This window comes from Pseudomonas sp. UC 17F4 (assembly GCF_900101695.1).
Classification (GTDB): Bacteria; Pseudomonadota; Gammaproteobacteria; order Pseudomonadales; family Pseudomonadaceae; genus Aquipseudomonas.
In genome coordinates, this window is sequence record NZ_FNKV01000001.1 from 1,654,791 (window position 1) to 1,669,181 (window position 14,391).

Here is a 14,391-nt window from a genome sequence, read left to right on the forward strand (position 1 = left end):
AAGACTCCTGTGGGTCAAAATGACTATATCGCAGATGTTGTCGTTATGACTCTTTAATTTATAAGTTATTAATTTATATGAATTAAATAGTTGGCACGAAAGCTGTAATAACTCAGGCATTCATCAAGAAGCCACAGGCTCAGGAGTCATCCATGCTCAATGCCCAGGATCGTGCAATCGTCAAAGCCACCGTACCCCTGCTGGAAAGCGGCGGTGAAGCGCTGACCACCCATTTTTACAAGCTGATGCTCAGCGAGTACCCCGAAGTGCGCCCGCTGTTCAACCAGGCCCACCAGGCCAGCGGCGACCAGCCACGGGCCCTGGCCAATGGCGTGCTGATGTACGCCCGGCACATCGACCAGCTCGAACAACTGGGTGGCCTGGTCGGGCAGATCATCAACAAGCATGTGGCTTTGCAGATCCTGCCGGAACATTACCCGATTGTCGGTAGCTGCCTGCTGCGCGCCATCGAAGAAGTCCTCGGCAAAGACATCGCCACCCCTGAAGTGATCGCCGCCTGGGGCGCGGCCTATCAGCAACTGGCCGATATCCTCATCGGTGCCGAAGGCGAGGTCTATGCACAAAAAGCTGCGGCCCCTGGTGGCTGGCGTGGCGCGCGCGCATTCAAGCTGGTCGAGCGGGTCGAGGAGAGCAGCGAAATCGTCTCGTTCTACTTCGCCCCGGTTGATGGCGGCGCGATCCTGCAGGCTGAGCCTGGCCAGTACATCGGGTTGCAACTGCTGATCGACGGCGTCGAACAGCGCCGCAACTATTCGCTGTCGGCCCTGAGCAATGCCGGCCAGTACCGCATCAGCGTCAAGCGCGAAGCCGGCGGCAAAGTCTCCAACTACCTGCACCAGCAACTGGCGGTAGGCGACAGCATCAACCTGTTCCCGCCATCGGGCGAGTTCACCTTGAGTGCCAGCGACAAGCCGCTGGTGCTGATCAGCGGCGGCGTCGGCATCACCCCGACCTTGCCGATGCTCGAAGCGGCGCTGGACAGCGGCCGTTTGGTGCACTTCATTCACTGCGCGCGCAACGGCGCGGTGCACGCCTTCCGCGACTGGGTCGATGAACTGGCGGCGCGCCACCCGCAGGTCAAGCGCTTCTACTGCTATGCCGAGGACGATGGCGTCAGCCAGCCGGCGGACGCCGTGGGTTTGCTCAGCGCCGATCAGCTTGGCCAGTGGTTGCCGCAAGAGCGTGATGTGGACGCCTACTTCCTCGGCCCGAAAGCCTTCATGGCCAGCGTCAAGCGCCACCTCAAGGGCCTGGGCGTGCCCGAGCAGCAGAGCCGCTACGAATTCTTCGGCCCGGCTTCGGCGCTGGAGTAAACACGTTTCGGTAACCGCGAACTGAAAGGATAGGGGCACGGCCAGCGATGGCTGTGCCTTGCGGCAATCGGTCGCCTTCTCAAGCAGGGGGCCTGGCCTTTTTACTGCATGCAGACAAAGCGTCATGCGCCTGGCGCATCATCCTTCCAGCCGTATCAAGGAAACCGTATCGTGAGCATCAATTGGGCTGACAAACTGCGCAAGAGCCTGCATGGCTCGGCCGACTCGCTGGGCAACCTGTGCGTCGAGGCGTTCCACTACCTGGCCCTGTTCGGCATCGGTGGCATCACCGCCTACGCGGCCGTGGTCACCTTCATCGAGATGCTCGGCAAGGGCGTCAGCGTCGACGACATCCTGCTGCTGTTCATCTACCTCGAGCTCGGCGCCATGGTCGGGATCTACTTCAAGACCAACCACATGCCGATCCGCTTCCTGCTGTATGTAGCGATCACCGCGCTGACCCGCCTGCTGATTGGCGACGTGTCGCACCACAAGGCGCCGGACGCCGGTTTGCTGTACGTGTGCGGCGGCATCCTGCTGCTGGCGTTCTCGATCCTGGTGGTGCGCTACGCCTCGTACCGCTACCCGTCGACCAAAGCCATCGATGCTAGTGGCAAGGAGATCGAGGAAGCCAAGTAACCTGGCCGGCTTTTGCACCGTTGCGGGTCATGGCGGCGAGGATTTCCACGGCGCTGTGGCCCTGTTCGATGGCGATACCGAACTGGACGCTCTCGATCAAGCGCTGCAGGCGCTGCGGGTCGTTGCGCTGGGCCGGGCTGATCAGCCGCTTGGCGACGATGCCGGTGTCGTTGGAGAGGGTCAGCATGATGCTGCCGTCGAGTCGCTCGATACTCAGGTTGACCCGGTACTCGGGGGCAAAAGCGTCGTTGATCTGTTCGAAAGGGTTGATCATGGTGCTTCACCTGGCAAAGACATGCAGTGATTGACCGGGAGGGGGAGGGTTGGTTCAGGTGATTTTTCTCACGGTCTTTTGCGATATCTGACAGCTAAATCCTACGACCGAGTGGGATGCTTCTGAATTGCCTCTGCCCAGGCAGAAGGCCACCTTTACCGTGCTAGGTTCCGGGCTTCATTTGCCCAAGGAAGCTACACATGACACGGAATAATCAACCCGCCACCTCTTCCTTCACCAACGCGCTGACTTCGCAACAGTGCGCAGCCGTTTCATCCTCTGTTACCGAAGCCATCTATCGTCTGGCAACCCAAGGCAGCCGCACGCGCAAGGGGGTGTCATTCGCCAGGCCAGTGCCCCACTGACCATCACCCTGGACGATGGCCAGGTGGTGCGCGTGGCGCAGACCGGTGACTATGCCGAGTATCCGGACGGCAGCCGCGCGCACATCATTAGCGGCGCCGGAGCCCAAGGGCAACTGCAGGATCAGGCCATTGCCCTGGTCGGCAGTGCCTTGAGCAACGGTGATGAAATCATCGATACCCCACAAAACACCGTGCTGATCAGCAAGCAGCAAGGTGTACCCATGGCGGACGATTTCCTCACGAGCGCGAGGTGAGCGATGGTCTATCGCCTGAGCCTCAATGGTCGCGGCGCCGGGCAGCATGGCGACCCGACCACCAGCGGGGCGACCTGCCTCAGCAGCCAGTCCAGTCACCTGCAGAACGGGGTCGGCAGCCTGCGCCTGGGGGATGCCACCACGCCATGCCCGGAGTGCGGCCAGGCCGGCAAGATTGCCGAAGGGTATGCTGACTGGACCATCAACGGGCTGCCGATCGCCTTTGATGGTGCGCAGATCGACTGCGGCTGCCCGGCCGGCAGCAACCGCCTGGTCGCGCCGCTGGATGGTAGCGGCGCCAGAGCGGCGCCGGTAGCGGGCGGCTTTGCCGCGCCGGCTGGCCAGGCCTTCAAGCCGCCTGCGGCGACGCCCAGGCCAGCCGCCATCGCCACGACTAATCCCGCTTCAGCCATGTCCAGTGCGCCTGGCGCGCTGGAGCCGGGCTTCTATGTGGTGCCACGCAGTATGTCGGGTCAGCAGGTGCTGGCCCGGCTTGGCGGCGAAAACCGCTACCTCAGCGCCCGGCTGCAGCGGCTTAACCCCACCTTCGCCGAAGGATTCAAGGCAGGCGAGCTGTTCGTTCTCGGCGACCCCGACAACGGCATGAGTTGCACCCGCGAGGAAGCGCAATTGATGGCCGCTGCCGCCCAGGTGCGCGAGGCACTGGCGCCGCTGACCGAGGAAGAGGCCAACTTCATGGTCCGCTACCAGGGTGAAATCGCCGGCTTGTTCAGCGGCGCCAGCCAGTCGATGGGCGTCGGCAAAGACATGCTCGGTCATGGTTTGAGCCAGGTTGAAAACAGCCTGCGCGCGCTTGAACAGCTGCATCAGCGCTCGTTCAGCACCTACGGGCATCTGAACAGCCCGCAGTTTTTCGCCTCCCGCCAACAGCTGTACCGCCAGCTGGATGCCCAGTTGAAGACGGCGTTTCTCAACAAGCCATTGAACCTGGGCAGTTACGACAGCCTGCGTCGAGACCTCGGCATCTCGACCAAAAGCCTGGTTCACCACTGGAGCCGTGCCGGTGCGCCGGGAGAGATCCCGGGTTATGCCACACACCTTGAGCAGGTATCCCGGACCGCGAAATACCTTAAGCACGGTGGGTATGTCGGTATTGCCCTGGGGGGTGGCGCGTCGGTTCTCAAAGTGCAGGAAGTGTGTAGAGCGGGGGAGACGGAGGAGTGTAAGAAGATTCGATTTACTGAGGCTGGGAGTTTTTCTGGGGGGTTGGCGGGTGGTGCTGTAGGAGCGTTGGCCGGACGTCTGCTGGCTGGTTTTGCTTGTGGTGCTGTTGGTGCCGTGACAGCCGGGGCAGGCGGTGCCGTTTGCGGCATCGTATTAGTCGGAGGAGGGTCCGTTGCATTCGGATTAGCGGGAGAAACGGGCGGGGAGTCTATGGGAGAAGCACTTTACAACCGGATGGAACCATGACATTTGATTACTACACTTGGCATTCTGATATCCAGATTTCATTCCTGCTCACCCCCATTGTAACTGGTGTGACAGGCGTATTTATCAACCGATACGTGGCCAGTAGTCGACACTTGAACGTCATGCTTGCAGCCCTTAAGAACAGTCGTTGGCCAGAGCAGCAGATATTAAAGGGAGGGCTGATCCTTCCGACGGCTCGAGTCAATCTGGTTGCCGGTATCTCGGGCTTTCTTGTGTTCCCGAGCTTCAGTGTTCGCACCGGGAGGCTGAATGCAGAAGACTTACGTAACTTTCCACCTTACCTTCGACGGTGGTTGATCGCATCGTTCTGGCTCACGATTTTGGGGTGCATAGGAATGCTCCTAAGTGTATGCCTTCTCAAACTTTCAGCAACCTGAGCATTCCAAAGCGAGCCCCATGGGCTCGCCTTGGAAGTTTGCAGGGCAGAGGAGACGGATGGGTGTAAAAAGATTCGATTTGCTGAGGCCGGAAGCTTTTCTGGTGGGTCGCTTGCGGGCGGGCCAGGAGTTGAAGCAGGTGGCGAATGGCTCAGGGAATTCATTTATAAAAAGGTCAATTCATGACGGGATTTTGGAGCTCCTGGTGGGCATTTACTTTCATGCTGACTCCTTTCGTGTTCAGTCTTTCCGGCGTGGCGATAGGCGCGCATATCGCCTGCAGCCGCGACTTCAACACCATCGGAGAATGGCTAGGAGACAAGATTTATCAGGTGAACCATGATTGACATAAACACTTGGCCGCCGAGCGTTGCGATCGCTTTCGGTTTTGCACCCTTTGGCATCCTCTTATCTGGCGTAGCCATGGAAACCCACATCGCCCGAAGCCGTGACTTCGACCTCATCATTGCCAGCCTTCCAAACAGCCTCTGGCTCAAGCAGCAGATACCGTTCTGGGGGACCACAAGGTTGAAATCACGCTGCTATTTGCTCAGCACGATTTGCGGTGCAATGCTTTATCCAAAGCTTTGCATCCGCCTGGGAATGATGGATGCAGAGGACTTGCGCAACTTTCCGCCACGGCTTCGCCGACGCTTGTTGATTGCTTCCTGGCTGATCATCATTGGCTCGGCATGGCTGTTTATCGGTGTAGGCCTGATCAAGCTTTCAAAAACCTGAGCATAAAAAAAGCGAGCCCCATGGGCTCGCCTTTTTACCGTCTGCGTTGCTGATTATCCGTTGCTGCGAGCTTGCTCGTTCTCCAGAAACTCTTGCTGCATCAGCCCATCATTCTGGGCACCGCTGTCGCTTTGCTGGGTGACTGCGCGTTTGCTGCGCAGTTTGCCGTAGAAATGCTCCAGGGCGTGGTTCAGTTTGATTGCGGCGCCTTCGACAGCCTGGTCGAGGGATGCGGACTTGTGGCTTACGGAAATCGGTTGATGGCCTTTTGGGCGTGCCTCCATCTGGCAGCGTTTGTCGTGCGGACCTGGCTTGTCGCCGTTCTCGTCGCGCAGGTGGACCTCGATGCGGGTGAGGTCTTCGTCATATCGTTCGAGCGTGCTTTCTACCGTGCTGCGGACCCACTCTTCCAGCCGGATGTTGCCTTGAATATGGTTGTCGCTATTGACCTGGATTTGCATAGTTCAATCCCTTATTCAGCTAGCTCGCAAGAGAATCGATGGGGCCTTGGCGGCCTGTGACAACCATCGCCTCTTGACTACAAGGTCAGGCACTTGGCCAAACAATTCAAGCCCTTTTGAAATAAAAATATCTTGTAGCAAATAGCCCGGCACAGGCCGGGCTTTTGCATGCGCTGGATCAGAACGCGACGGAGGTCTGCAGGTATACCGTACGGGGTTCACCCACGTACTTGCCCTTGTTGTTGTCGTCGAACGAGCGGGTGTAGTACTGGTGATTGAAGATGTTTTTCACCCCCACGGCGACGTTGAGGTTCGACAGTTGCGGGCCGAAATCGTAGGCCGCGCGGCTACTGAACAGCATGTAGCCGGGGATGCGCCCGGTGCTGCCGTCAGCGCTTTCGGCCGCGGTATTGGCGTTGTCGGCGAACTGGTCGCTCTGGTAGCTGCTGTCGAGGTTGAGCCGCCACTGGCCTTCGGTATAACCGATGCCCAAGGTGCCTTTGTGGCGCGAGGAGAAGGGCACACGATTGCCCTTGTTCGGCCCGTCTTCGCGGATTTTAGCGTCGACGAAGGCGTAGGTGGCATACACGTCGAAACCTGCCAGCGCCGGGTTGAGGCCTTTGAGGGCGTACTTGACGCTGGTCTCGATGCCCTGGTGTCGGGTTTCGCCGCGGGCGATCACCGAATCGTTGGTCTGGTTGCTTTCGTACTGGTTGTCGAAGTTGATCAGGAAGGCGCCGATCTCGGCCTGCAGGTTGCCGTTGTCGTAGCGGGTTCCCAGTTCCCAGGTGCGGGCTTTTTCCGGTTTCACTTCGCCACTGCTGACCCGGTTGGGCATCTGGCTGTATTGCACGCTGCCGAACGAGCCTTCAGTGTTGGCGTACAGGTTCCAGCTGTCAGTCAGGTGGTACATGACATTGAGCGCCGGCAGCGCGGTGTTGTAGTCGCCCTGGTAGCGCTGGCCGTTGAGTTTGTTCGACTGCTCGGAATCGATCATTTCGTAGCGGATGCCCGGGGTGATGGTCCACTGGCCGATGTCGATGCGGTCATCGAGGAACAGCGCGTGGGCTTCGGTGCTGCCACGGGTGTCGCGGTCGTTGCGGCTGGCGCTGGTCGGCAACTGGTTGGCAGCGATCGGCTCGCGGTAGCGCAGCTCGTGGCCGGCTTCGTTGACGTAACGGTAACCGACGCCCACTTCATGCCAGCTCTCGCCGAGGGCAAAGCCCTGGGAGAAGCGTGTTTCGATGCCGCGTACCCAGTACTCGCGCGGCGACAGCGAGACGAAGCTGCCCTGGTCCAGATAGCCGCTGCGCAGGGTCTTGGTGAAGAAGCTGTTGACGCTGAACTGGCGGGCGTCTTCCTTGTAGTCATAGCCGAAGTTGAACATCGTTCGCCGGCCCCAGAACTTGTCCTGCAGGCGGGTCGACTGGTACGGGTCGGCATCGTAGTCGGCAACGCTCAGGCCGCCGGGCATCTGCGCTTCGCCTTCGTAGTACTGGGCCATGGCGTGCAGGCTGTTGGCCTCGTCGAGCTGGTATTTGCCCTTGAGGATCAGGTCGTCGATCTGCGTGTCGCTGTGCTCGCGCCAGTCACCGCCACGGCTGCCGGAGTACAGCAGGGCGCCGCCCAGGCCGTTGGCGTTGGTGCCGCCGGCGAGCAGGTTGGCGCTGGTCTTGAAGCCGTCGTGGCTGGACGACGGGCTGGTCTGGGTCTGGAAACCGGCTTTCACCGTCGGCTCGTCGGGGATCGCCCGGGTCACGAAGTTGACGATGCCGCCGACGTTCTGCGGGCCGTAGCGCACCGCGCCGCCGCCGCGCACGACGTCCACCGCGTCCATGTTGCCCATGCTGATCGGAGCGAACGACAGCTGTGGCTGGCCATAGGGTGCGAACGGCACCGGAATGCCGTCCATCAGCACCGTCGAGCGCGAGGCCAGGCGCGGGTTGAGCCCGCGAATGCCGAAGTTCAGCGCCATGTCGTGGCTGCCGGTGCCGTTGTTTTCCGGGGCGTTGACCCCGGGGATGCGGTTGAGCACTTCGCGCGCGGTGGTAGCGCCGCTGCGCTCGAATTCTTCGCGGCGGATTACATCGCGGGCACCGGCATGTTCGAAGACGTTGTCTTGCTGCGCCGCGCCCAGCCAGTCGCCGACCACGGTAGAGGCGCCGAGCTCGACCGGCGCGCTGGCGGCCGCGAGCGGTTGCAGGCTGAAGGCGTTGTCACCTTCGGCGCGGGCGTGCAGGCCGGTGCCTTGCAGCAATGCATCGAGACCCTGCTGCGGGCTGTACTGGCCCTGCAGGCCGGGGCTATGCACACCGCGAGTGAGCTGCGAGCCAAACGAGATCAGCACGCCGCTTTCACGGCCGAACTGGTTCAGGGCGTTTTCCAGCGTGCTCGGGGCGATCTGGTAAGTGCGCGCCGGGGCCTCGGCTGCCTGGACGGCAACGGCGCTGAAACTCAGGCTGGCACCCAGCAGCAGGGTGCGCAGGGCCTGGGCAAGTGGACTCGGTCGAAGGGGCATGCAGAAGATCCTTGAGAAGGTCGAAGCAAAGGGTTCTGCCTTCTCTGTCACGCGAGAGGTGAAAACGGCTCAGGTCAGTGGAAAAAACCTTCAGGCCCGCGCTTCGACCGTCACCCAGTAGCGGGTAAAGCGCCGCACGCGCACCGGCAGTGCCACCTCGAGCAGGTCGAGAATGCGTTCGCTGTCGGCCAGCGGATAACTGCCGGAGATCAGCAAACTGGCCACCTCGGGTGCACAGTTGAGCTGGCCGCGGCGGTAGCGGCCGAGCTCGTCGAGAAACGCGCCAAGGGGCATGTGCGCAGCCACCAGCATGCCGTCGACCCAGGCCCCGAGGTTGCTGTCCAGGGCCTGGCTGGCCTGCCAATGCGGGCCGTTGAAGCGCGCTTGCTGGCCCGCCCCCAGGCGATTGCCGGCCAGGCTGGCGCTGCCTTCGAACACCGCCAACTGGCTGTAGCCGGCGAACTGGCGCAGGTTGTAGCGGCCGTTGCCCAGGTTCAGCAGGCCGTGTTCGCTGCGCAGTTGCAGCGGTCGGCTATCGCCGGCCACGGTCAGTTGCAGTTCACCTTCGAGCAGGTGCACCAGGCGCTGGCTGGCATCGAAACGCACGTCGGCGGCGCTGCGGGTGTTGAGCTGCAGCAGGCTGCCGTCGTCCAGAGCCAGGCGCCGGCGTTCGCCGACCGGGCTGCGGTAATCGGCGAGCAATGTCGGCAACGGGGTGTGCTGCTGCAAGGCCAGGCCACTGGCGCTGCCGACCCCGAGGATCAGCAGGGTTTTCAGCGCCCGGCGGCGGCTGGCCGAACGTGGCGCCTGCAACGCGGCGTGGGCCAGGGGCGAGGATAAGCCGCGCAAACGCTGGTTGACCCGCTGGATGTGCTCCCAGGCGCGTTGGTGGTTGTCGTCGGCCTGCAACCATTGCTGCAGGGCCTGTTGCTGACGCGCATCGAGGGCGCCGCCCTGCAGCTCGATCAGCCAGTGCACGGCCTGTTCGGCCACCTGCGGGGAAAACTCCTGATGGCCGTTCACAGGGCGAAGTAACAGCGCATGGCCGCCTTGTTCAGGTAGCGCTTGACCGTGGCCAGGGAGATGCCCAGTTGCGCGCCGATCTCGGCGTAACTCAGGCCGTCGACCTGGGCCATCAGGAAAGCGCGCTTGACCACCAGTGGCAAGCCGTCGAGCAGGCGGTCGAGCTCCAGCAGGGTTTCGAAAATGATTGCCCGGTGTTCTTCCGACGGTGCCAGTGCCTCGGGCAACTGCGCCAGCGCCTGGAGGTAGGCGCGCTCCAGGTCCTGGCGGCGGTAATGGTTGCACAGCACGCGTTTGGCGACGGTGGTGAGGAACGCCCGCGGCTCGTTGAGCAGCGGCGTTTCGCGGCCCTGGAGCAGGCGCATGAAGGTGTCCTGGGCCAGGTCGGCGGCGCTGTCGGGGCAGCCCAGACGCCGGCGCAACCAGCCAGTGAGCCAGTTGTGATGGTCGAGGTAGAGGCCTTCGAGCGAGGAAGGGGGAGCGCTGGGCACCGTGAACACTCCGGCGCCGGGATGCGCAACAGAATAAGAATTGTTCGCATTGTAGTGAAAGGTGCCACTACTCGGCAATCGGTGCCTGACTGACGGGCGTAGCAGAGGATCGGGGAAATGTAAAAAACGTAAATACGCTTTACTCACATTTGAGAATGAATAGCATTCGCTCCCTAGATGAATTTACGCAACCTTTACATTTCTCAGGGAGAGGTCCTCGTGTCCCCGACTTTCAGTAAATCCTGCCTCGCGCTTACCCTCTGCTCGCTCTACACCGCGCAAGCCACAGCTCAGAACCAGCCGCTGGAGCTGGACAACATGGTGGTGACTGCGTCGGGTTTCTCCCAGCAGATCAAGGATGCGCCGGCATCGATTTCGGTGATTACCCGCGAGCAGATCGAGAACAAGTCCTACCGTGACGTCACCGATGCCCTGCGCGATGTGCCGGGCGTGGTGGTCACCGGTGGCGCCAGCTCCAGCGACATCAGCATTCGCGGCATGGCCTCCAAGTACACCCTGATGTTGGTCGACGGCAAACGCCAGGACTCGCGTGCCACCCGCCCGAACAGTGACGGCGCCGGTATCGAACAGGGCTGGATGCCGCCGCTGGAAGCCATCGAGCGCATCGAAGTGGTGCGCGGGCCGATGTCTTCGCTGTATGGCTCCGACGCCATGGGTGGGGTGATCAACATCATCACCCGCAAGGTCACCCCGCAGTGGTACGGCGGCGTGCGCACCGAAGCAACCTTCCAGGACCGCTCCGACTCGGGCAACTACAACAGCACCAACGCCTTCATCTCCGGGCCCCTGGTCGACAACCTGGTCGGCCTGCAGCTGTACGGCCAGCGCTCGCGCCGCGACGAAGACCATATCGTCAACGGCTTCAACGAGCAGAGCACCGACAGCGCTACGGCCAAGCTGTCGTTCACCCCGGATGAACACAACGACATCACCCTCGAAGCGGGCAAGTCCGAGCAGGAGCGCAACTCCCACGTCGGCCGTTCGGCCAGTCGTTCCGCCAGCCGTAACGACTACGACCGTACCAACTTTTCCATCACCCATTCCGGGCGCTGGGACAGCCTAACCAGCGAAAGCTACCTGCAGCGCGAAAAGATCGAGAACCCGGGTCGGCGCATGGAGCTGGAAAACACTGTGCTTAATTCGCAGGTGTCGTTCTTCAGCGATTCGCACATCACCACCTTCGGTGGCCAGTACAAGTACGAGGACCTCAGCGACGAAGGCAACCAACTGGCCTCGGCGGCCAGCGTCAACCAGCTGACCCGCTGGTCGTGGGCCCTGTTTGCCGAAGACGAATGGCGCCTGACCGAAGCCTTCGCCCTGACCGGTGGCCTGCGCATGGACCGCGACGAAAACTACGGCACGCACTGGTCGCCACGCCTGTACGGGGTCTACCACCCGACCGAGCAGTGGACCATCAAGGGGGGTGTATCCAGCGGCTACCGCTCGCCGGACATCCGCGCCGCCGTCGATGACTGGGGCCAGATCACCGGTGGCGGTGGCGACCCGGCGATCATCGTCGGCAACTCCAGCCTCAAGCCGGAGAAGAGCCTGAGCCAGGAAATCGGCTTTATCTGGGACAACCTCGAAGGATTCTCCACCGGCCTGACCCTGTTCAACACCGACTTCAAAGACAAGATCACCGAGACCCGCCGCTGCACCGACAGCACCGGCAATGCCTCGGGCCAGTGCCAGATCGGCGGTACCTCGTACAAGTTCATCAGTGACCGGGTCAACGTTGACGAGGCGCAGATGCGCGGCATCGAAGCGACCCTGGACTGGGACATCACCCAGACCGTGTCGCTGGCCACCAACTACACCTTCACCGCCTCCGAGCAGAAGAGCGGCCCGCAGAAAGGCAAGGCCCTGAACCAGATGCCGCGGCACATGTTCAACGCCACCCTCGACTGGCAGGCCACCGACCAGCTGGGCACCTGGGCGCGCCTGAACTATCGCGGCAAGACCTCGGACTACCTGGGCCGCACCACCATGTCCGACGGCACGCCGTCGTACACCTTCGTCGACTTCGGCGGCACCTACCGGGTGACCAAGAACGTCAAGCTGCTGGCCGGTATGTACAACGTCTTCAACAAGGAAGTGGACTACGACAACTACCAGACCGTGCTGGACGGCCGCCGCTACACCATGGGCGTCGACCTGTCGTTCTGATCGGCCGGCCTGCGGTTTTGCTTATGAGAATATAAATCATTATTATTGTGCGCTTCTCGTAATGGACCGATGCCATGAAAAGCAAAGCCGCCGGGCTGCCCATCAGCTATCGCCTGGCCGTGACTTCCCGCAGCCTGGCTGCCGTGTTCGGTGGCTACCTGCTGGCGGCCATGGCCAGCGTCTGTATCACCCTGCTGTTGCCGGTTCCGCGTGCCGAGGCGGTGATCAGCGGCATGATGCTGTCGTTCCTGTTCTACCTGGTGGCTTTTCTCTGGTGCTTCGCCTGTCGTAGTGCCTGGCAGGCCTGGCTGGGAGTACTGGTGCCGAGCCTGGTGCTGGCGATGATCAGCGGCCTGGCCTACTGGATGAAAAACCCATGAAAGAGGGCTTTCGCCAGGCCATGGCCTGGCTGCATACCTGGACCGGGCTGATCTTCGGCTGGTTGCTGTTTGCGATTTTCCTGACCGGGACCATGTCCTACTTCAAGGAAGAAATCAGCCACTGGACCCAGCCGGAAGTACCCAGCCGGGCGCTGGATCCGGCGGCCAGCCTGGACCTGGCCCAACGCTACCTGCAAGAGCATGCGCCGACTGCGGGCAGCTGGTTCATCGAGTTGCCCAACGCTCGCGAATCGGCGCTGAGCGTGAGCTGGCCCAAGGCTGGAGGCGGGCGCCGCGACTTCACTTCCAAAACCCTCGACCCTGCCACCGGCGCCGAATTGCAGGCGCGCGAGACCCGTGGCGGCAATTTTTTCTACCGTTTCCATTTCCAGCTGGAGATGCCTCACCCCTGGGGCCGCTGGCTGTCGACCTTTGCCGCGTTCATCATGCTCCTGGGCCTGGTGACCGGGATCATTACCCACAAGAAGATCTTCAAGGAGTTCTTCACCTTCCGCCCGGGCAAGGGCCAGCGTTCCTGGCTCGACGGGCATAACGCCATCGGCGTATTGGTGCTGCCGTTTCACCTGATGATCAGCTACAGCAGCCTGGTGATCTTCATGGCCATGGTCATGCCGGCCAGCATCATCGCCAGCTATGGCGACAACACCCGTGGCTTTTTCAACGACCTGTTCGGCGGCCAGAGCCAGGTCCAGGCCGCCGGCACCGCGGCGCCGTTGCTGCCCTTGCCGCAGCTGTACGCCAAGGTCCAGGAGCAGGCGCCCGGGGCCAATCTTGCCTGGGTCGAGGTACAGAACCCCGGTGACCAGAACGCCCGGGTCCGGTTCGCCCGCCATGCCGGTGACCGCATTGCTCACCAGCGCGGCGGTGGCTGGCTGTTTGACGGGGTTAACGGCACGCTTGAGGGCGGCAGCCAGATCGAGGCCACGCCGGTGCTGATTTCCGGCGGCATGTACGGCCTGCACATGGGCATTTTCGCCGGGCCGTGGCTGCGCTGGCTGTACTTCTTCTTTGGCCTGGCCGGCACCGCAGTGATCGGCACCGGCCTGGTCATGTGGCTGGGCAAGCGCCAGCTCAAGCATGCCAAGAGCGGCACCCAGCCGTTCGAGCTGCGCCTGGTCGAGGTGCTCAACATCGCCAGCATGAGCGGCTTGCTGCTGGGTGTGGCGGCGTTCTTCTGGGCCAACCGCTTGTTGCCGATCGACCTTGAAGGCCGTGCCGACTGGGAGACCAACTGCTTCTTCCTGCTCTGGGCTTTGTCACTGGTGCACGCCATGCTGCGCCGCGGCCGCCGAGCCTGGGCCGAGCAACTGGGCCTCGGCGCGCTGATGTGGGCGGGCTTGCCGCTGCTCAACGGCCTGACCACCGGCCAGGGCCTGAACCACTCGCTCGCCGTCGGCGACTGGGCCATGGCTGGTTTCGACCTGACCGCCTTGGCCAGCGGCCTGTTCCTGGCCTGGGCTGCCAGCAAGATGTGGCGGGCGCCGCTAGTCGCGCCCAAGCGCAAGCCCAAGGCCGCGCCTGGCACGTTGATTGAAAGCGAGGTGAACTGATGCTGGCCATTGCCCTGTTTGGTTTTGCCGGCTTCGCCGCCCTGTGCCTGGCCATGGACAAGCACTACAAGGACCTGCTCGGACAGCCACCGAGCAATGCGCGGCGTGCGGCGCTGCGGGTGGCGGGCTGGGCGCTGCTGGCCCTGGCGCTGTTGTTGGCGGTGCGCCACAGCGGCTGGGCCATGGGCCTGGTCGAGCTGTTCGCGGTGCTGATGGCCGGCGTCACCCTGTGGGTGTTCCTCCTGCCTTACCAGCCGCGCCTGCTGCTGGGCCTGGCGGCGGCCAGCGTGGTGCTGGCGCCATTGACTGCCCTGGCGTCGCTGTAGC

Annotated in this window: 15 protein-coding genes; 10 read left to right on the top strand and 5 right to left on the bottom strand. The window is 62.2% G+C overall.

What is annotated here, in order from left to right:
* Window positions 1–152: 152 nt before the first annotated feature.
* Window positions 153–1,334 (top strand): NO-inducible flavohemoprotein, encoded by a 1,182-nt coding sequence (gene hmpA / locus BLR26_RS07710; protein WP_093379584.1) that lies wholly within the window; start codon window positions 153–155, stop codon window positions 1,332–1,334.
* A gap of 171 nt (window positions 1,335–1,505) precedes the next feature.
* The gene (locus BLR26_RS07715) at window positions 1,506–1,973 is read left to right on the top strand and encodes a phosphate-starvation-inducible protein PsiE (protein ID WP_093379589.1); all 468 of its coding nucleotides are present in this window, start codon (window positions 1,506–1,508) and stop codon (window positions 1,971–1,973) included.
* Here the strand turns inward: BLR26_RS07715 and BLR26_RS07720 are convergent.
* Window positions 1,942–2,247 carry a DUF3509 domain-containing protein gene (locus BLR26_RS07720; protein ID WP_093379594.1) on the bottom strand — a complete coding sequence of 102 codons (306 nt, stop codon included), beginning with the start codon at window positions 2,245–2,247 and terminating at the stop codon, window positions 1,942–1,944. The two genes, BLR26_RS07715 and BLR26_RS07720, sit on opposite strands and share 32 nt — an antisense overlap.
* A gap of 259 nt (window positions 2,248–2,506) precedes the next feature.
* On the opposite strand from BLR26_RS07720, the gene BLR26_RS27085 reads away from it, so the two are divergent.
* From BLR26_RS27085 to BLR26_RS07735, 4 genes are all read left to right on the top strand, one after another.
* Window positions 2,507–2,866: a hypothetical protein gene (locus BLR26_RS27085; protein WP_143013261.1), complete on the top strand. Its 360-nt coding sequence runs from the start codon at window positions 2,507–2,509 to the stop codon at window positions 2,864–2,866.
* Between the two features lie 3 nt (window positions 2,867–2,869).
* Window positions 2,870–4,297, top strand: a complete 1,428-nt coding sequence (locus BLR26_RS07730; RefSeq protein WP_093379603.1) for a PAAR domain-containing protein — start codon at window positions 2,870–2,872, stop codon at window positions 4,295–4,297.
* 580 nt (window positions 4,298–4,877) lie between these two features.
* On the top strand, window positions 4,878–5,042 hold the full coding sequence (locus tag BLR26_RS27280; protein WP_176794215.1) for a hypothetical protein: 165 nt from the start codon (window positions 4,878–4,880) through the stop codon (window positions 5,040–5,042).
* Window positions 5,035–5,433: a hypothetical protein gene (locus tag BLR26_RS07735; RefSeq protein WP_093379608.1), complete on the top strand. Its 399-nt coding sequence runs from the start codon at window positions 5,035–5,037 to the stop codon at window positions 5,431–5,433. The genes BLR26_RS27280 and BLR26_RS07735 overlap by 8 nt, the downstream gene beginning before the upstream one ends.
* 53 nt (window positions 5,434–5,486) lie before the next feature.
* On the opposite strand, the gene BLR26_RS07740 is transcribed toward BLR26_RS07735, so the two are convergent.
* The 4 genes from BLR26_RS07740 to BLR26_RS07755 form a co-directional block, all read right to left on the bottom strand.
* Window positions 5,487–5,894, bottom strand: coding sequence for an HPF/RaiA family ribosome-associated protein (locus tag BLR26_RS07740; protein WP_093379612.1), 408 nt, complete (start codon window positions 5,892–5,894; stop codon window positions 5,487–5,489).
* 178 nt (window positions 5,895–6,072) lie between these two features.
* Entirely contained in the window at window positions 6,073–8,412 is a 2,340-nt protein-coding gene (fecA, locus tag BLR26_RS07745) for a TonB-dependent Fe(3+) dicitrate receptor FecA (protein ID WP_176794216.1), read from the bottom strand.
* Window positions 8,413–8,502: 90 nt separating this feature from the next.
* Entirely contained in the window at window positions 8,503–9,435 is a 933-nt protein-coding gene (locus tag BLR26_RS07750; protein ID WP_093379618.1) for a FecR domain-containing protein, read from the bottom strand.
* Entirely contained in the window at window positions 9,432–9,926 is a 495-nt protein-coding gene (locus BLR26_RS07755; protein ID WP_045197879.1) for a sigma-70 family RNA polymerase sigma factor, read from the bottom strand. Before BLR26_RS07755 ends, BLR26_RS07750 begins: the two co-directional genes overlap by 4 nt.
* Before the next feature lie 219 nt (window positions 9,927–10,145).
* On the opposite strand from BLR26_RS07755, the gene BLR26_RS07760 reads away from it, so the two are divergent.
* From BLR26_RS07760 to BLR26_RS07775, 4 genes are all read left to right on the top strand, one after another.
* The gene (locus BLR26_RS07760; RefSeq protein WP_093379623.1) at window positions 10,146–12,113 is read left to right on the top strand and encodes a ligand-gated channel protein; all 1,968 of its coding nucleotides are present in this window, start codon (window positions 10,146–10,148) and stop codon (window positions 12,111–12,113) included.
* A gap of 74 nt (window positions 12,114–12,187) precedes the next feature.
* On the top strand, window positions 12,188–12,493 hold the full coding sequence (locus tag BLR26_RS07765) for a DUF3649 domain-containing protein (protein ID WP_045197184.1): 306 nt from the start codon (window positions 12,188–12,190) through the stop codon (window positions 12,491–12,493).
* Complete coding sequence (locus BLR26_RS07770; protein WP_093379628.1) at window positions 12,490–14,064, top strand: PepSY-associated TM helix domain-containing protein; 1,575 nt, start codon at window positions 12,490–12,492, stop codon at window positions 14,062–14,064. The genes BLR26_RS07765 and BLR26_RS07770 overlap by 4 nt, the downstream gene beginning before the upstream one ends.
* Window positions 14,064–14,390 carry a DUF3325 domain-containing protein gene (locus BLR26_RS07775; protein WP_093379632.1) on the top strand — a complete coding sequence of 109 codons (327 nt, stop codon included), beginning with the start codon at window positions 14,064–14,066 and terminating at the stop codon, window positions 14,388–14,390. The genes BLR26_RS07770 and BLR26_RS07775 overlap by 1 nt, the downstream gene beginning before the upstream one ends.
* Window position 14,391: the final 1 nt, after the last annotated feature.

Coding starts and splice junctions, on each gene's coding strand:
- hmpA (WP_093379584.1), top strand. CDS start 153: ATGCTCAATGCCCAGGATCGTGCAATCGTCAAAGCCACCGTACCCCTG.
- BLR26_RS07775 (WP_093379632.1), top strand. CDS start 14,064: ATGCTGGCCATTGCCCTGTTTGGTTTTGCCGGCTTCGCCGCCCTGTGC.
- fecA (WP_176794216.1), bottom strand. CDS start 8,412: ATGCCCCTTCGACCGAGTCCACTTGCCCAGGCCCTGCGCACCCTGCTG.
- BLR26_RS07730 (WP_093379603.1), top strand. CDS start 2,870: ATGGTCTATCGCCTGAGCCTCAATGGTCGCGGCGCCGGGCAGCATGGC.
- BLR26_RS07765 (WP_045197184.1), top strand. CDS start 12,188: ATGAAAAGCAAAGCCGCCGGGCTGCCCATCAGCTATCGCCTGGCCGTG.
- BLR26_RS27280 (WP_176794215.1), top strand. CDS start 4,878: ATGACGGGATTTTGGAGCTCCTGGTGGGCATTTACTTTCATGCTGACT.
- BLR26_RS07740 (WP_093379612.1), bottom strand. CDS start 5,894: ATGCAAATCCAGGTCAATAGCGACAACCATATTCAAGGCAACATCCGG.
- BLR26_RS07770 (WP_093379628.1), top strand. CDS start 12,490: ATGAAAGAGGGCTTTCGCCAGGCCATGGCCTGGCTGCATACCTGGACC.
- BLR26_RS07735 (WP_093379608.1), top strand. CDS start 5,035: ATGATTGACATAAACACTTGGCCGCCGAGCGTTGCGATCGCTTTCGGT.
- BLR26_RS07720 (WP_093379594.1), bottom strand. CDS start 2,247: ATGATCAACCCTTTCGAACAGATCAACGACGCTTTTGCCCCCGAGTAC.